Raw genomic sequence first — 18,289 nt, forward strand, 5'->3', positions numbered from 1 at the left:
TTTTAGAAAGATTTAGCATTTCAGCAAGTGTTAAATACCTTAAAATAAAGAATAATTGCCTATTTTTGCAATCTAAATTCAATCTAAATAAGCTTGCAAAATACTATCCACACTCTGAAAAAAGGCGAAAAAGCCATTATCAAAGATTTTGATATCGATCTTATTCCTCTAAAACTACTAGAAATGGGTTGTTTGCCGGGCAACTTAGTTGAATTACTGCAAATTGCGCCTTTTGGCGATCCCCTGTATTTAGACATTAATGGTTCACATGTAGCCATTCGCGTTGAAACTGCTCGTGAAATTGAAGTTGAACCTATCAAAACCAATTTGTAATGAGCATTCAAAATATCAACGTTGCCCTTATCGGGAATCCGAATACCGGAAAAACTTCTGTTTTCAATCAACTTACCGGATTAAATCAACAAGTTGGGAATTATCCCGGAATTACGGTTGAGAAAAAAATTGGTTTCTGTAAGTTACCACACAATATCAAAGCTAACATTCTGGATTTGCCGGGAACCTATAGTCTGAATGCCAGTTCTATGGACGAAAGTGTGGTTATTGAATTGTTATTGAACAAAAACGACAAATTATATCCGGATGTAGCGGTAGTGGTTACAGATGTCGAAAATCTAAAACGTAATTTACTGATTTACACTCAAATTAAAGATCTTGAAATTCCGACAATTCTGGTCATCAATATGTCAGACCGTATGGAAAGCAAAGGTATTACTTTGGATATTCCTTATCTCGAGGAAAAACTAAAAACGAAAATTGCTTTGGTTAGTTCCCGAAAAGGTTTGGGAATTGAAGAACTGAAAGAACTAATTGTTTCGTATAAAAATATTCCGCATGAGCCTTGCCTGAACGCATCAGTTATTGATCAGGCATATTTTGAAAAACTACAGGAAGCTTTTCCGAATCAGTTGTTGTACAAACTTTGGCTGGTAATTACACAGGATGTGAATTTTTCGAACCTGGATCGAAATGAAATCAGAAGCACTTTTACCAAATCACATTCGGAACTAAAACGCTTACAGCAAAAGGAAACGATAAAACGATATCAGTTTATAAACGATGTTTTAAAAGAAGGTTTAAAAGTAGATGCCTCAATGGCAAAGGATATCAGAGCAAAACTGGATCGCGTTTTAACCCATAAAGTTTGGGGTTATGTTATTTTCCTGGCTATTTTATTTTTGATCTTCCAGTCTATTTTCAGTTGGTCAACTATTCCTATGGATTTCATCGACAGCTCCTTTGCTTCCTTAAGCAGCTGGGTTGCCGAAGAACTGCCAAGCGGAATTCTCACCGACTTACTTTCTCAGGGAATTGTACCGGGAATTGGCGGTGTGATTATTTTTATCCCACAAATTGCCTTTTTGTTTCTGTTCATTTCGATTTTAGAAGAGAGTGGTTATATGAGCCGTGTGGTCTTTTTGATGGATAAAATCATGCGAAAATTTGGTTTGTCCGGAAAGAGTGTCGTGCCTTTAATTTCAGGAACGGCCTGTGCTATTCCGGCCATTATGGCTACCCGAAATATCGAAAACTGGAAAGAACGACTGATTACAATTCTGGTAACTCCTTTTACTACCTGCTCTGCCAGACTACCTGTTTACACGATCATTATTTCATTGGTAATTCCGGACGAACGCCTTTTTGGAATCTTAAATATGCAGGGATTAGCACTGATGTTATTGTATTTATTAGGTTTTGCAACCGCAATTCTTGCTTCTTACATCTTAGACAAAATACTAAAAATTAGTTCAAAGACATATTTCGTGGTAGAAATGCCAAGTTATAAATTGCCGTTGTTTAAAAACGTTGCGATTAATGTTGTAGAGAAAACAAAAGCTTTCGTAGTGGGTGCCGGTAAAATTATCTTAGCCATATCGGTTATCTTGTGGTTTTTAGCTTCGTATGGTCCAGGAAAAGATTTTAATGAGGCCGAGACTATTGTAAAAGAGAGATTTGCAGATACCACTTTAGATGAAACTCAGTTTGAAAATGAAGTCGCTTCGCAAAAACTAGAAAACTCTTATATCGGTTTAATGGGAAGAGCCATAGAACCCGTTATTTCGCCTTTAGGTTACGACTGGAAAATCGGAATTGCACTAATTAGTTCCTTTGCCGCACGTGAAGTGTTCGTGGGAACTCTTGCAACCATATACAGTGTTGGAGATACAGATAACGAATCTACCATAAGAAGTAAAATGCAGGAAGAGATCAATCCGGAAACGGGTCATAAGATTTTTAATTTTGCCTCTGGTATATCCTTATTGCTTTTTTATGCTTTTGCGATGCAATGCGCCAGTACGCTTGCCATCACCAAGAAGGAAACCAATTCCTGGAAATGGCCTGCCATGCAGCTTGTCCTGATGAGTGGTCTTGCTTATTTTGTTGCACTTATAGCGTATCAACTTTTAAAATAAACGATCATGGTACAAGAAATTATTGCCTTTATCATACTATTCATTGCCGTGGGTTACCTCATCAAAAAGTTCTTTTGGAAATCTAAAAAGAAGAAAGATTGTGGGGATGGGAATTGTGGTTGTTCGTAGCTTTTTAAGGTTCAAAGTTACAAAGGCTCATAGGGACAAAGATTTAAAACGATACAACGTTACTCAGCTTTACTGATGGCTGATATTTAAAAAAAACAGATTTAAAAAATGATCCATTTTATTTATTATTTATTCTTCATAACCTTAAATCTGTCCCTATTTTTAATTCTTTCTAAAAAAGTCCTTTTAAACCGACACATCAATTTAGGCATTGCTGCTTTTTTTATCATTATTTATTTAGCGCACCAATACAATCTCATTGACAATCAAATAAATTCATCCGATTTTAGAACGATATCCTTTTTTAGTATTCATTTAATATTCTGGTTCTATTTCAATGGCCTTTTATTAAAGTTAATGGAGCCTAAAAAAAACACTTTTAATTATTTCAATAAAGGTATATATGTCTTTGTACAAAAAGATTTTCTAATTTATCTACTTTTTATAATGACCACAATCTCACAGCTAAATTGGGTACAGCTTAAACTAAAAGTACTTAAACCCTAAATTTAGAAGAATAATTAATTCACCATATAAACACAAAGCTTCACAAAGGATTTATAATCTCTGTGAAGCTTTGTGTTTTCTTAGTGTGTCTCGGCGGAAAAAAACTTTTACTCCTCTATATATCAACTAAATACTAATCAAAAGGATCTGTTTTAATTTTTTAATTTGTGGTTTTAATTATACTTTTAGCAGGATTTAAAAGTCAAATAATGACAACCCTTTAAAACAAATGCTAAAATGAGTTCGAAAGTTTCTTTCCTTTTTCTTTTGCTTTTGTGTTTTGGATATGATGGACACAGCCAGAAAAGCAATACTCCTGCAAGACTAAACGATAGTACTGTTGTTACTTCTGATGGGGTTCCTTTGTTTCTCAAAGTTTCCGGTAAAGGTGATCTCTGTATTTTTTTGCATGGTGGTCCTGGTGCATGGAGTAAATCGTTTGAAGAAATGGGAGGAAATGTTCTTGAAGATAAACTGACTATTTGCTATTTTGACCAAAGAGGCTGTGGCCGTTCCGCATCCTCCCCGGACAACAATTACAGTCTCGACAGGATGTTAGAGGATATTGAAGACATTCGTAAAACCCTGAATACCGAAAAAGTGTTTATCATGGGGCATTCCTTTGGAGGAATCTTAGCTTCCGGATACGCTCAAAAATACCCGGAACATGTTAAGGGCTTAATTCTTTTAAATGCAACATTGGATATCAACGATTCGTTGCTGAATCAGATTGATTTTATGGGCAAAACCCTTGGTGAAAACATAACGGTAAAAAATAATGAAACGGCACTCGATACTTTTATAACTTCAAAGAAACGCATTAAAAAAGCAGGCAAGGATTACATGATATTATCTGACAGTAAACAGAACGTAGAAAAACTCGATAGTATCGACCGTAGTTTTAAAAGAAACTATTCTTTTGGACAGCTGGCACTAAGTATGCCTGTTTACTTAAGCAATTTTACCAAACAAACTTCACTAATAAAAGTACCTGCTCTTATAATCACAGGATCGCAAGATCATAGTATTGGCCCGGATCACTACCGTATGTTTAAATTTCCAAACCAGGAAGTAACGATTATAAAAGGAGGTCACATTTTATATTACGAGAAGAACAAAGAATTTAAAAACGCTGTGCAGGCATTTGTTCAGAAAGCCTCATCAAAGTAATCGGGAGCTTAAAAATGAAACTTAAGCTAAAAAAACTTACGATTCCATATGCCTTCGACTCCGCTCAGGGTGACACCATGGCTGTTGAGACTGAAAACTGAGACTGAGACCGGGACTAAAAAAAATACAACTCCATATGCCTTCGACTTCGCTCAGGGTGACACCATGGCTGTTGAGACTGAAAATTGACACTGAGACCGGGACTAAAAAAAATACAACTCCATAAGCCTTCGACTCCGCTCAGGGTGACACCATGGTTGTTAAGACTGAAAACTAAAACTGAGACCGGGACTAAAAAAAATACAACTCCATAAGCCTTCGACTTCGCTCAGGGTGACGTCATGGCTGTTGAGACTGAAAACTGAAACTGAGACCGGGACTAAAAAAAATACAACTCCATATGCCTTCGACTCCGCTCAGGGTGGCATCATGACTATTGAGACTGAAAACTGAGACTGAGACCGGGACTAAAAAAAATACAACTCCATAAGCCTTCGACTTCGCTCAGGATGACACCATGGCTGTTGAGACTGAAAACTGAGACCGAGACTAACCCCTCCTTACTTAGCCCCCTCCCATTCCGCATAAAACTGCGCCAGGAATGTTTCCATAAAACGATGTCTTTCTGCAGCAATTTGTTTACCGGTTTCGGTATTCATCTTATCCTTCAGAAGCAAAAGCTTTTCATAAAAATGATTGATCGTTGGTGCCGTATTCTTTTTATACTCCTCTTTTGTCATATTAGTTATGGGTGCAATTGCAGGATCATGGAGCGTTCTATTCTTAAAGCCGCCATAATTAAATGCTCTTGCTACTCCAATTGCTCCAATTGCGTCTAAACGGTCCGCATCCTGAACGATATCTAATTCTACAGAAGAAAACCTCTTTTCAAAATTTCCGCCCTTATAAGAGATGTTTTCGATGATGTTTACCACATGCTGAATTATTTCCTCTGCAACTTCCTCGGATTCCAAAAAGAAACGAGCTGTTTTAGGCCCAATAGTCTCGTCTCCATTGTGGAATTTACTGTCGGCAATATCATGCAACAAAGCTCCCAATTGCACTACAGTAAGATCACAGTCAGTTCCTTTGGCAATTAAAAGTGCGTTTTTATAAACACGCTCAATATGAAACCAATCGTGTCCACCTTCGGCATCGTTTAATTTCTCTTTTACAAAAGCAATCGTTTTATTTATAAGTTCGAAGTTATTCATAGTATTTGTAGTTTGTGGTAAATGTCACACATCTCAAGCAGGTGAAACAGATTTACTCTGGTATTTTGTACTTTAAATAAAAATTGTTGATTGTCAAAGTTTTCAAACCTCAACAATCAACAATATGTTTTTCAGCTATTCTGCTTAAAGTTTCACAAGTCTAAACTCTAAAATCAGAAATCTGTAATTTACAATCTGGCAGGCTCCACCCATTTAAAGATATGAGATTCTGCAGGAATTACAAGTCTTTCGGAAATTCTTGCCATACGGGCTGGTAATTTCATCAGGTAATCACGTGCTTTCTCTGCTTCGTCTGTTAAATTTGAAATTTTATCAATTTCCCATTTGTTGATTAGCTTTTGCATAATATCAACATAATCGTTAGCGGTGTACACCCCTATACGTTGTGCTGAATCTGAAAACTGCTCAAAAGCAGTGCTTATTTTCTGACCTGATTCTCTTAAAAAGTGCGCCGGCATTACGATTTTTTGTTTCATCATGTATTGAAACGCCAACATCATTTCACTTGGATCAACGGCAAAAATACGAGTAACAAACTCGCTGTAAGCATGATGGTGACGCATTTCGTCGCCTGCAATCATTTTACACATTTTAGACAATTTGTTATCACCAAATTTCTTTGCCATTTGTGCCACTCTGTTGTGCGACACATAAGTCGCCAATTCCTGGAAGCTGGTGTACACAAAGTTTTTGTACGGATCAGATCCGGTTCCAATATCAAAACCGTCGTTGATTAAATGCTGAGTAGTCATTTCGATCTCACGCATGTTTACACGACCGGACAAATACAAGTATTTATTTAAAAGGTCACCGTGGCGGTTTTCTTCTCCAGTCCATTGTCTGATCCATTTCGACCAGCCATTTCCACCGTTTTCTATCTGATTAACTCCTTCTACATCCATTAACCATGACTCATATGTTGGCAAAGCTTCTTCAGTGATGGTATCCCCCACTAAAGTTACCCAGAAATCATAAGGCAGTTCTTTAGCAATTTCACGTAACTCTTTTACCTCCTCAAAGAAATTTTCTCCTTCAGAATTAGGCAAAAAGTCTGACGGCTGCCAAATTTTTTCCACTGGAATTAAATACTGTTCAACGAAGCTATCCACGTTTTTTTCCAAAAACTGCATTACTTCTAATCTAATGTTTTTTATAGACATTACTTATTTAAGATTGGGATTTAAGTTTTCGTTTGTACTAAAACAAAAATCTATTTATACTCATTTACTCCTTCTACCACTGCTTTTTCTGTCAAAGCCATTAAGTCGGCAAAATCATAATCTTTTACGGCCATTGCCTGATGTGCTGTAAAGGTTAAATGATTTCCTAATCCAACCGGAAACATTCCAAAACGAACCATTTTCCATGAATTATTGATACTTACCGGCACTACATAAGCAGACGGCGCATATTTACATAAGATTTTTAAACCACTTTGTGCAAACTCTTTAGGTTTTCCTGTTTTACTTCTTGTTCCTTCAGGAAAAATTACAGCGGCTCTGGTATTTTTTTCGATATATTCAGACAAGCCTTTGATTACCGGAATCGCTTGTTTAGGGTCTTTTCGGTCGATTAAGACAGATCCTCCATGACGTAAATTAAAAGACACACTCGGGATTCCGCTTCCTAACTCTTTCTTACTTACAAATTTACAATGAAATCGTCTAAAGTACCAAATCATTGTCACGATATCGTACATACTTTGGTGATTAGCAACAAAAATGATTGGAACTCCCTTTGGTATACCCTCTACTCCGCTAACGGTGTACCTTGTTCCCACCAGATTCGTGCATCTTAACAAGAAGAAATTCAGATAATCTACGCTCTTTTTGTGCGCCTGATACCCAAAAACATTCAGGCAGAACCATTGTATTGGGTGAAATACCGCCAGACAAAAACCAAAACACAAGTAATAAATTACGGAAATGGGGTACGAAATTATCTTTTGCATGCTTAAAAAATTAATGCCCAAAAGTAATAAATAAATTTTTAGCGGTATAAAAATTGAAAACAATAACCGTTTTTCTGGTTTAATTGTACCTTTGCCCTAAAATTTGCAAATTTTTTCTGAATTAAATGAACTTCACTTACCCTAAAAATGAACGCTTAAAGAGCAAAACCACAATAAGTTTACTGTTTTCTGAAGGGAAATCGGTTTCAAAATATCCTTTGCGTTTGGTTTATGCTCCGGCGGAAGAAAATTCACCAGAAAAAATCAAAATTGGCGTTTCGGTTTCCAAAAAATACTTCAAAAAAGCCGTAGACCGAAATTACTTCAAACGCGTTCTAAGAGAAACCTACCGACTGAACAAACATTTACTTTTGGATAACATTCCACAGCCCTACTCATTGATGTTTTTTTATCAAACGAAAGACAGACTCTCTTATGAAGAAATCAATACCAAAACGGTTCAGCTGTTTGAGAAATTCCTTCAGCAGGTAAACAAAACCCCTGATTCTGAAAATAAAACAGAATTGTAATTCGTTTACGACAACTTTATTTATCAAATTATACGAAAAATTATAAAAAAATTGTAGTTTTAAATTTAATTTGAAATATTATGCGCTATATTTTATTTTTATTCTTGCTCTTTTTAGGCTTTTCAAGTTGCAGTAAAAATGAGGAATCATCTGCTAATATGATGATTAGCACAGTCGAGCTTGCTCCAAAAAAAGAATCCGTTTCAGCGTCAGAGGTACAATATGACAAAGCGGCCCCGGATGCGCCACAGATTTCACAAAAAATTATTAAGCAGGCTTCACTTCGATTCGAAACCAATGATTTAGAAGATACTTTCAAACAAATCCAAACTGCGATTGTTGCCAATAAAGCCACCATTCAGAATGATTCTGAAGGCAAAGAATATGACAACATTTACAGAACCATAACGATTCGCGTTCCCAGTGCTAACTTTGATTCTTTTATAAATGCGGTTTCTAAGGGTGTTTCGTACTTTGAACAAAAAGAGATTTCAGCAGAAAATGTTACCGAACAATACATTGATTTAACTTCAAGATTAAACACAAAACGCAAACTTGAAGCCCGTTATTTAGAGATTTTACAAAAAGCTACTAAGATTAGTGAAATATTGGAAATCGAAAAACAGATTTCGGCTATCCGTGAAGAAATTGAAGCCAAAGAAGGTCAGTTAAAATACCTCGAAAGCCGCGTTTCAGAAAGTACTGTAACGATATCATTTTACAAAACCATAGCTCAAAAACAAGGCGTTAAGATTTCTTATGGTTCCAAAATATGGACTGCTATTCAATCTGGATTTTTCAGCCTGTCCGATTTTTTAATTTCGATCATTAGTATATGGCCGTTTATAATCGTATTTTGCGTACTTGTCTACTTTATTAGAAAAAGATTTAAAAGAAAAAAAATATAATCATGTATCCTTATTTCAAGAAGAAATTCATCATACCTGCTGTTGCGGCAGGGTTTTTATTTATCGGAACCAGTTTCAAAGACGACTTTTTTGAAATTGCCAAACAAATCGAAATTTTCACTACGCTGTTTAAAGCAGTAAACACGAATTATGTTGACGAGACCAACCCGGGTGATCTGATGGACAAAGCCATTAAAAGCATGCTGGGCAGTCTGGATCCTTATACGGTTTATTTTAACGAACAGGATGTTGTGAATTTTAAAATCAACAATACCGGAGAATACACCGGAATTGGAGCTTTGATTTCAAGAAAAAAGGACCGTTTGATTGTTCGTGAACCTTATAAAAACTATCCTGCTGACAAGGCCGGATTGAAAGCGGGAGACGAAATCATTCAGATTGGTGATGTTTTGATTGCCGATTTTAAAGATGATGCTTCGCAATTAATGAAGGGAACTAAAAACACGAAAATCAACATCAAATACCTCAGACAAGGACAAACCTTCACCACGCAACTGGTTCTGGATGAAGTAGATATTAAATCGGTTCCGTTTTTTGGAAAGATCGATGCTAAAACGGGTTATATTGTTCTGGCGCACTTTAGCAGAAAGGCATCCAACGAGGTGAAAGACGCATTGGAGAAACTTAAAGCGGACGGTGCTACACAAATCGTACTTGATTTAAGAGGAAATCCTGGTGGTTTGCTCAATGAAGCTATTGATATCTGTAATTTATTTGTTCCGAAAAATGAGGTTATTGTAACGACAAAATCAAGAATCGAAAAACACAACAATATTTATAAAACGACTAAAGAACCTGTTGATACTGAAATTCCTCTGGCCATTTTAGTCAATGGCAGAAGTGCTTCAGCCTCAGAAATTGTTTCGGGAGCTTTACAGGATTTAGACCGTGCCGTGATTCTGGGAAGCCGCAGTTTCGGAAAAGGTTTGGTGCAGCGCTCTGTTGACTTAACTTACGGAACTCAGTTGAAAGTGACAATCTCACGTTATTACACGCCTTCCGGACGTTGTATTCAGGCTTTGGATTATGCCCACAAAGACAAAAATGGTGTGGCTCAAAAAACCGATTCTAAAAACTTTAATGCTTTTAAAACCCGAAAAGGAAGAACGGTTTATGACGGCGGTGGTGTTCTACCGGATATCGAACTGGACGAAACCAAAATGAGTCCGATTACAACGGCCTTGCTAAAAAATGACGGGATCTTTGATTATGCTACCACGTACTATTACAAAAATCCAAACTTAGGAGACAAAACACCAATCCTTACTGATGCTGATTACAGCAGTTTTAAACAGTTCCTGAAAACCAACAAAATTAGTTTTGATACGGAATCGGAAGTGGCGCTGAAAAATATGATGGCTGCAGCCAAAAATGAAAAAATAGACGAAACTATTGCTACGGAATACCAACAGTTACAAGCAGCTCTTGAAAAAAGCGAAAGCACACTACTGGATAAAAATCAAAAGGAAATCAGAAACCTGATACAGGAAGAACTGATTAAAAGATATCAGTATCAGGAAGGCTTGTATCAATATTATATTAAAAATAATTCAGAAATTAAAAAAGCAGTAAACGTATTAAATAACCAGACCGAGTATAAAACGATTTTAAAAATGTAAAAAAATGAAGCTTTACAGAGTTCTATTTCTGTTTCTTATTTACAATCTATCGGCACAACAAAAACCTATTGAAACTATTTATTTCGAATTTGACAAGTTCGACCTTACACCAAAACAAACCGAAGTTGTAAACCGTTTTATTAAAAGTATCGACACCTCTAAAGTTGAGTCGGTACAAATATATGGCTATTGTGATGATCGCGGAAACGACGAATACAACTTCCGTTTGTCTAACAATCGCGCAGCCACCATCCAGAACTTATTGGTTCGCGCGGGCTTCAACCAGGGTAAAATTGTTATTTTGGAAGGCAAAGGCCGTGTGGTTGTACGGCCTGACACTATCGAAAACTTACACGAAACCCGTTCCCGAAATCGGCGGGTTGACTTAATTGCCGTAAAGAAAAACAGCTTTGGAAAAGGAATTTACAACTCATTCCCTAACAAACTTAAAATTGGCGACAAGATCTTCTTAGACAATATTTTATTTGATATTGGAAGTTCAAAACTTACTTTAAACTCTAAAAAGGAATTAGATAAAGTTGCCGCAATCTTAGAAAAACAAAATGGTTTAAAATTCGAAATCAGAGGTCATGTTTGCTGCACCCCTGAGATCTACTCCGACGGAATTGACAGAGCCACCAATGAAAGAAGACTTTCCTGGAACCGTGCCAAAACAGTTTTTTATTACCTCAGCTCCAAAAAGATCTCCAAAAACCGAATGACTTATCAGGGTTGCGGGAATAAATACCCGCTGGGAAAAGGAGATAATCTGGATCGTCGTGTTGAATTTTTGATTACTAAGATTTAAACGACTATTAACGGATAACTTTTTTTCACGCAGATTAAGCAGATTTGTGCAGAATCTTGTTCCTTAAACTACCGTTATTTAGACTTTCACAAAAACTTTTTGTCTTTGAACCTTTGTCTCTTTGTAACTCTGCACCTTTCCAACAATACTAGTTACGAGTCATCTCTATATGCTCAATATCATCTTCCAGATACATTTCGCTGGTTTGCACGAATCCGTGGCTTTCGTAAAATTTTTTTAAATACAATTGAGCTCCAATCGTAATCGCATCTTTATCAAAATTTGATTTTATGGCTGCAATTGCTTCACGCATCAGATCATGTCCCCATTTTCGGTCACGGTAATTGGCATCCACCACCACACGTCCGATCGAAGCATTATCAAAACTAATCCCCGCGTCGAATAAACGTACATACGCTACTGTTTTGCCATCGTATTCCCCAATCAGGTGTAATGCTTTCTTGTCTTTACCGTCAAGGTCTAAATAAACGCAGTTTTGCTCGACTACAAAGATCTCACTTCTTAATTTGAGCAAATCGTATAGCTCGTTTACATTTAACGCCTCAAAAGGCTTTATTTTCCATTTTAACTCCATTTGCTCTTTGTTTATGGTTTTGGCTTATTGTTTATGGTTCTAACTTACGCTAAAAACAAAATTATACCAAATATTCTTAAATATAAATCCCGATTACAAACTGCAACCGGGATTTATACTTTATGATGGAATGTCAATCTTATTTTTTCTTCATAATGATTTCCATACTCTTGAACTCTTCACCATTTTTTACATCAAACATTTCCATCTTACGTGTTTTAGCATCTACAATGGTATAAATTTCTCTGTAGGGTGTCTTTTTACCGTTTATGGGATTAACCATGTCGCCTTTTAGCTCCATACTTTTGGTACTTTCATCGTACTTACCCATTGCCACCAGCATACCGGTTCCCATATTATCGATAAAAGTGGTGGTGTATTCTTTACTGGCATTGTTATAAGCTAATGTACTTTTACCCTCAAAAGCTTGTCCCATCATAGTTCCCTGATAATTTGATTCCTGATAACGTCCTCCAAGAATCATTTTAACGTTTGCTGTTGAAGTGGCTTTTTCAGGTTTCCCGTTTGGTTCTGACCAGAAGGTCATGTCACAATTCCAGGTTCCAACCTCATCGGCCATTAATTTATGAGGAGCCCCAGGCGTTGCATACTCCTGCCAGGCTTTCATTTGTGCTGCCGAATCAACCGGTTGTTCTGCTATTGGTTCTTCTTTTTTAATACTATCAGAAGAGCCTACTGTTTCAGTTGCTGTCTTTGCTTCTTTTTTACAGGAAGCAAAACACATGACTAGTAATAATAGTGCAATTAAATTTTTCATAATCAGCTGTTTTAATGTTAGTTGTAAAACAAAATTAAGAAAAATTAGTTTGTCACCTCATTACTAAAAACTTAACAGGATTTCTATAAAAAGCTGCGAACTGGTAAAATTTATTCCATTTATAGAGGTTTGCCCCTTAATAAAGTATCTTTTTTGGACAGATGTCTTTCTTTGGGATGAGGCTTTTGCCCTTTCAGGGCGCAAACAAACTTCGCTATAGCTCGTAGTGCGTTGCACCATGCTTCTGCTTTTGGACTTTCAGCCTTTTATATTACCTCTTATCAATTTTAACTGATTTTATAATGGCTTCCAGATCCAGCATTAGATCACGTTCTTCGTTGGAGGGCGAATAACAAAATCCTTCGATTACCAGAATTCGGTTGTACATTTCGTCGACAATGGCATAGTTGATAAAAGGTCCGGCCATAAAATCATTCTTAAGCTCCCAGGTACCTTTAGTTTCAAAAGCTTTTTTTCCATCTAATAAAATCGTCGAGAAATAGGGAGCATAGGCCTCTCCTGTAATCATACGTGTTTTGGGTTCCTTGCCTTTGATGTAGTAACCAACCGAATCGCGCATTCGGATAATGTTGTCTACTACATTTGAGCTTTTCTCAAAACTGCGAATTGGAATTTGATAGATGAGCAGACTGGTATTCCCGCTAATGATGTCTTTTTTAAGCCAGATAAAGTTCTTTTTGTGCAACATGTACTCATATCCAACAGGTATCTGAAGATCGATATGAAATTTGTTTTTTATAATGGCCGGATTCAACAGGGATTTACTGTTGTCCTCCTGAATCTTTTTAATTTCGGTATCACGGATTACTTTGATAATTTGTGCGGAATTGAGTTCGATACTGCAAATGATATCATCTACCGATTTTCCGTAAATTCTAAAAGTATTATGAGGCAGCGAAGCACTGTGTGTGACTTCGAACTTATCAGCAACCGCTTTTTTTACCACAATAATGCTACGACTATCGGTAACAAAACCTTCCAGCAAACGAGCCGGATACTGGTTGATGGTAAATATTGGTTCTTCTTGTGTAAGTCCTAAAACCGGTGAGGCAAATTTATTTCGGATGCTGTCGCCCACTTCGCCATACCACAATTGATCGTCTATAATGACGGAAATAGTATTGGTTTTTCCGGACACAGATTCAGTCTGCTTGTCATTTTTAAAGCATGAAATGAACAGCAGTGAAAGTAGTACTAATAAAAAATGGGTTTTATTCATCCTCTTAAGTTATGAAATAAAACCCAAATTTATATAAGATTTTGAATTATCCGTTTATTTTAAGTTTCATTCCGGGTTTAATGTCTCCGTCTTTAATATTATTCCATTTTTTAATATCGGAAATGGTTACTCCCGGATATTTTTTAGAAATACTATACAACGAATCTCCTTTTTTAACGTAATAGTCTTCACCCAAAGCTTTTGACGTTGCTTTTTTCTTAAACGAATCAATTGAATTGTTTGATGCAATAGCGGTTGTTACAGCATTCTCCTCTACAATTTCAGGAACTGCTTTAGAAATCACTAATGTTTTTCCTAAACCAATATTATTTGAAGTTAGACTATTAAGTTCTTTTAACTCCGCAATAGTCATACCGAATTTCTTTGCAATATTACCTAAGTTATCTCCGGCAGCTACTACATATTCCTGTGATTGCGCATTATTTTTATCTTTATCATCAGCTGAAGCAATAGCTTCCTCTGATTTTTTATCTATTGCAAGTGTTGCTTTAGCTTCTTTAGGATTTTTAACAGCTGCCTCTATTTCAGATTTAATTTTTAAATTTCTTCCAAAGGCCACTGAGTTTGATTTCAGATTGTTCCACTTCTTCAGATCTACAATGCTTACGTTATACTTTTCGGCAATTGCTCCCAGGTTATCACCTTTACGAACTTTGTAAAACTGAATTTCTTTAGAGGATTCTTCTTTTTCTTTGGCTTTCGCCATGTATTTGGCTCTTGGGGCTGTCCTCATCGCCAGTTGAACCGGAATAGTTTTGTTCTGCGATTGGTAAGCTACATAGGCATAAATCTTGTCTTCGTTTGAAACAAAAGTGGCAATTTTCTCTTTTGGTAGACGCAGATAATGCTCCTCTCCCTGATAAAAAGGAACTACGTTTAATTTATACGATGGATTTAAAAGCTGAATCTGAGATTGCGGCATGTCTAACAAATCAGCAATTTGTTTGAATGACATTTGGCTTTTGATCTGAACAGTATCCGTTTCAAAATTTTTAACAACGGCTCTTTGTGGATTAATCCCGTGTTCTTTATGGTATTCAAAAAGATACATGGTGGCTAAAAAAGCGGGCACATAACCTTGAGTTTCTTTTGGAAGGTGGCTACGAATGTCCCAGTATTTTGTTTTTCCACCAGAACGACGAATGGCCTTGGTTACATTTCCGGGTCCTGAGTTGTAAGAGGCCAGAACCAATTCCCAATCACCAAAGATGCTGAACATTTTAGTCATATATTCTGATGCCGCGGCAGTTGCTCTAAGCGGATCACTGCGTTCATCGATATAAGAATCTATTTTAAGTGCGTATTGTTTTCCGGTTCCGTACATGAATTGCCAAAGTCCGGTGGCACCCATTTTAGAAACTGCTTTAGGATTTAAAGCAGATTCTACAACGGCTAAATATTTAATTTCTAAAGGCACGTTTTGTTTGGCAAAAGCGTCTTCAAAAATTGGAAAGTAATATTCTGATAAAGACATTAATCGTGAAAACGATTTTTTACGATTTTTAAGAAATGACTTTATGATGTTTTCTAATCCCTGATTGTATTCAATATTAAAAGGTGATTTCCCATTCATTGCCTGCAATCGCTGTTTTAGCAAATCTGTAGGCAGTTCTTCATCAACTGTTACATCAGTGTTAATGGTTTGAATGTCTTTTGTTAAATCGTCGTAAATATCGAGACTTACTAATTCGTTCATCCAAAGACTGTCAACACGTGTTGCCAGTTCATTTTTTTTGAAGGTACTTTTAACAGAATCTAAATACGATATTTTTACAACCGGTTTAATTTCAGCATCTGCTTTTGCAACATTCTGTGCGACCACAGAAATCGAAAAAAAAGCGGAAACCACTATTGCTATTTTCTTTACAATCATATAACATTTTTTTAAAATTCTATAATTCAATAAATTACAGAAACCTTAGTTTTACAAACTTAAACAGTTTATTGAAGAAAACTATGTAAAAAAATGTTAATTGTGATTTTTTAGTCCAAAATCGCGGCGATTCCAGGTAAAATTTTACCTTCTAACATTTCAAGCATAGCTCCACCTCCGGTAGAAACATAACTCATTTTATCTTCAAAACCGAACTGTTTTACTGCGGCAACAGAATCTCCGCCACCCACTAATGAGAAGGCACCATTTTCTGTAGCTTCAGCAATATAATCACCTAAAGCGATCGTTCCTTTAGCAAATGACTCCATTTCGAAAACTCCTAATGGACCATTCCATAAGATTGTTTTGGACTCCAGAATTACTTTTTTAAAGTTTTCCAAAGATTTAGGGCCTGCATCAAGACCTTGCCATCCGTCAGGAATTGCGTTTACATCTACTACCTGAGTATTTGCAGTATTAGAAAAACTATCTGCTGCAATTACGTCAACCGGAATGTGAACCTGAACTCCTTTTTCTTTGGCTAATCTCAAAATTTCAAGTGCTAAATCCTGTTTATCATCTTCACAAATAGATTCTCCAATTTTACCACCCAGTGCCTTAACGAATGTAAATGTCATTCCACCACCGATGATCATATGATCTACTTTGTCTAAGATGTTTTCGATAACGGTAATTTTTGAAGATACTTTTGAACCTCCAAGAACTGCTGTTACGGGTTTTTCGCTATTTTTAAGTACTTTATTTAAACTTTCTATTTCTTTTGCCAATAAGGTTCCAAAACATTTTTCAGTTGGAAAAAACTGGGCAATAATTGTGGTTGAAGCATGCGCTCTGTGTGCTGTACCAAAAGCATCGTTTACATAAATGTCTCCTAATGATGCTAATTCTTTTGCAAAAGCAACATCTCCGGCTTCTTCCTCAGCGTGAAAACGTAAATTTTCAAGCAACAAAACTTCTCCCGGCTGTAAATTGGCAGCAGCAGTTTTTGCTACTTCTCCAACACAGTTTTCAGCAAACTTCACCTGAACTCCTAATATTTCAGAAGCTTTTTTCAAAATGTGCTTTAACGAATATTTGTCTTCTGCTCCTTTTGGTCTGCCTAAATGCGACATTAAAATTACACTTCCTCCTTGCGCTAAAATTGCATCGATAGTTGGTTTTGCCGCTTCGATACGTGTAGCATCCGTTACATTAAAGTTTTCATCCAATGGCACATTAAAGTCCACACGGATAATTGCTTTTTTATTTTTAAAGTCGAAATCGTTTAGAGTTTTCATTTGATAATTTTTTAATTTTTTCTGATAGAAAAACAAATATAGAACTTTTAGGGTTGCAACAAATTTGAAAAATATAAAAATAAACCCGCTGTAACAGCGAAAACGATATAATTTAGGAAAAAAAACAAATTAACTTTAAAAACGCTAAAAATGTTTGCTTAGTCGTGTACCGGACTTTGTGTACAAGGACAGTTACTGATCGCTTGTAAGAAGTCGAAACCAATAGTTACCGAGTGTGTCCCTGAATTGTAGGTTCCTAAACCGTTAAACATTAACTGATACGAATATCCAAAGTAGAACTTAGATTTCATAAAACCTACCATAGGTCCAACGGATAATGGTTTTGGGAACTGATCGTTTAAGAAACGATACGAAACCCCGATCCAGTAATAATCTTCGTAACGGTTGTAACGTCTGTACTTGAAGTTAAAATCGGTTGTAGAACGCCCGTCACTTGCAAAGTACTGGTAATAAACCGACGGCTCGTATTCGATACGGCTGTTTTCTCCGTCTTTAAAAATAAAACCGGAATATACCTGATAATTGGAAAGCAACCTAGGCTCTACTCCTCTGTATTTAGTTGCGTTTTTCTTTAGTACGTTATTCGCATTAAAACTGATATAGAACATCTTGTTTCGGTACAAGGCACTTACATCAAAGTTGTTGTTTGCATTATAACGATTATCGGTTACCGCAGCATCAAAGATAGGGGGATTATTGTCTTTGTCTCCATTGTTGTTATAGAATTGATCAATATCAATACGGAAACTATTAAAGTTGTACGAAAGTCCGAAAGACAAGTATTGTTTCGAATAATAATCCAGAATAATGTGGTGCGCAAAGGAGATCTTAGCTCCGGTCTGACGCGTATATCCATTCTTATCATTGTACACATTGATACCCACTCCTGAACGATCCAAAACTCTAAAATCGGCATAAAGCGACTGGTTGTCCGGTGCATCTTTTATCCCTACCCATTGGGTAAGTCCATTGGCTCTAATTCTAAGGTTATCACCAATACCTGCAAAGGCCGGAGAAATAACAAAAGGATTATCGGCTAAATACTGTGTAAAAACCGGTAGGTTTAACTCTTGGCTGTAACTTGTTGTTACAGCCATGAGTACTAAAGATAAAATAAACTTTTTCATTGTAATAATTTTTTTAGATAACATCA

The 18,289-nt window shown here is 36.4% G+C and carries 17 protein-coding genes; 8 read left to right on the top strand and 9 right to left on the bottom strand.

Annotated elements, in window-relative coordinates:
• Nucleotides 1-93: 93 nt before the first annotated feature.
• The 4 genes from OLM58_RS07130 to OLM58_RS07145 all read left to right on the top strand — a co-directional run bounded on the left by OLM58_RS07130 (nt 94) and on the right by OLM58_RS07145 (nt 4,238).
• Nucleotides 94-333, top strand: coding sequence for a FeoA family protein (locus OLM58_RS07130; RefSeq protein WP_264531750.1), 240 nt, complete (start codon nt 94-96; stop codon nt 331-333).
• Nucleotides 333-2,432: a ferrous iron transport protein B gene (gene feoB, locus OLM58_RS07135; RefSeq protein ID WP_264531751.1), complete on the top strand. Its 2,100-nt coding sequence runs from the start codon at nt 333-335 to the stop codon at nt 2,430-2,432. Before OLM58_RS07130 ends, feoB begins: the two co-directional genes overlap by 1 nt.
• Before the next feature lie 6 nt (nt 2,433-2,438).
• Entirely contained in the window at nt 2,439-2,561 is a 123-nt protein-coding gene (locus OLM58_RS07140) for a FeoB-associated Cys-rich membrane protein (RefSeq protein WP_255664253.1), read from the top strand.
• A 744-nt stretch (nt 2,562-3,305) separates the two neighbouring features.
• Nucleotides 3,306-4,238, top strand: coding sequence for an alpha/beta fold hydrolase (locus tag OLM58_RS07145; protein WP_264531752.1), 933 nt, complete (start codon nt 3,306-3,308; stop codon nt 4,236-4,238).
• Between the two features lie 560 nt (nt 4,239-4,798).
• On the opposite strand, the gene OLM58_RS07150 is transcribed toward OLM58_RS07145, so the two are convergent.
• The 3 genes from OLM58_RS07150 to OLM58_RS07160 form a co-directional block, all read right to left on the bottom strand.
• Nucleotides 4,799-5,452 carry an HD domain-containing protein gene (locus OLM58_RS07150; RefSeq protein WP_264531753.1) on the bottom strand — a complete coding sequence of 218 codons (654 nt, stop codon included), beginning with the start codon at nt 5,450-5,452 and terminating at the stop codon, nt 4,799-4,801.
• Between the two features lie 188 nt (nt 5,453-5,640).
• Nucleotides 5,641-6,633 carry an acyl-ACP desaturase gene (locus OLM58_RS07155; RefSeq protein ID WP_264531754.1) on the bottom strand — a complete coding sequence of 331 codons (993 nt, stop codon included), beginning with the start codon at nt 6,631-6,633 and terminating at the stop codon, nt 5,641-5,643.
• Nucleotides 6,634-6,683: 50 nt separating this feature from the next.
• Entirely contained in the window at nt 6,684-7,424 is a 741-nt protein-coding gene (locus tag OLM58_RS07160; protein ID WP_264531755.1) for a lysophospholipid acyltransferase family protein, read from the bottom strand.
• Between the two features lie 125 nt (nt 7,425-7,549).
• Between OLM58_RS07160 and rnpA the strand changes: the two genes are divergently transcribed.
• From rnpA to OLM58_RS07180, 4 genes are all read left to right on the top strand, one after another.
• Nucleotides 7,550-7,954 (top strand): ribonuclease P protein component, encoded by a 405-nt coding sequence (gene rnpA, locus OLM58_RS07165; protein WP_264531756.1) that lies wholly within the window; start codon nt 7,550-7,552, stop codon nt 7,952-7,954.
• A gap of 80 nt (nt 7,955-8,034) precedes the next feature.
• On the top strand, nt 8,035-8,862 hold the full coding sequence (locus OLM58_RS07170; RefSeq protein WP_264531757.1) for a DUF4349 domain-containing protein: 828 nt from the start codon (nt 8,035-8,037) through the stop codon (nt 8,860-8,862).
• A 2-nt stretch (nt 8,863-8,864) separates the two neighbouring features.
• On the top strand, nt 8,865-10,502 hold the full coding sequence (locus OLM58_RS07175) for a S41 family peptidase (RefSeq protein ID WP_264531758.1): 1,638 nt from the start codon (nt 8,865-8,867) through the stop codon (nt 10,500-10,502).
• A 4-nt stretch (nt 10,503-10,506) separates the two neighbouring features.
• Nucleotides 10,507-11,310 (top strand): OmpA family protein, encoded by an 804-nt coding sequence (locus tag OLM58_RS07180; RefSeq protein WP_264531759.1) that lies wholly within the window; start codon nt 10,507-10,509, stop codon nt 11,308-11,310.
• A 148-nt stretch (nt 11,311-11,458) separates the two neighbouring features.
• On the opposite strand, the gene OLM58_RS07185 is transcribed toward OLM58_RS07180, so the two are convergent.
• From OLM58_RS07185 to OLM58_RS07210, 6 genes are all read right to left on the bottom strand, one after another.
• A complete protein-coding gene (locus OLM58_RS07185) occupies nt 11,459-11,905 on the bottom strand; it encodes a GNAT family N-acetyltransferase (protein WP_264531760.1) in 447 nt (148 codons plus the stop codon).
• 139 nt (nt 11,906-12,044) lie between these two features.
• Nucleotides 12,045-12,683 carry a DUF1579 domain-containing protein gene (locus OLM58_RS07190; RefSeq protein WP_264531761.1) on the bottom strand — a complete coding sequence of 213 codons (639 nt, stop codon included), beginning with the start codon at nt 12,681-12,683 and terminating at the stop codon, nt 12,045-12,047.
• A gap of 271 nt (nt 12,684-12,954) precedes the next feature.
• On the bottom strand, nt 12,955-13,923 hold the full coding sequence (locus OLM58_RS07195) for a DUF4837 family protein (protein ID WP_264531762.1): 969 nt from the start codon (nt 13,921-13,923) through the stop codon (nt 12,955-12,957).
• 46 nt (nt 13,924-13,969) lie between these two features.
• Entirely contained in the window at nt 13,970-15,817 is a 1,848-nt protein-coding gene (locus tag OLM58_RS07200) for a LysM peptidoglycan-binding domain-containing protein (protein WP_264531763.1), read from the bottom strand.
• A gap of 110 nt (nt 15,818-15,927) precedes the next feature.
• Nucleotides 15,928-17,115 (bottom strand): phosphoglycerate kinase, encoded by a 1,188-nt coding sequence (locus tag OLM58_RS07205; protein ID WP_264531764.1) that lies wholly within the window; start codon nt 17,113-17,115, stop codon nt 15,928-15,930.
• A gap of 158 nt (nt 17,116-17,273) precedes the next feature.
• Nucleotides 17,274-18,263, bottom strand: a complete 990-nt coding sequence (locus OLM58_RS07210) for a type IX secretion system membrane protein PorP/SprF (protein WP_264531765.1) — start codon at nt 18,261-18,263, stop codon at nt 17,274-17,276.
• Nucleotides 18,264-18,289: the final 26 nt, after the last annotated feature.

It is taken from the genome of Flavobacterium sp. N502540, from assembly GCF_025947365.1.
GTDB lineage: Bacteria > Bacteroidota > Bacteroidia > Flavobacteriales > Flavobacteriaceae > Flavobacterium.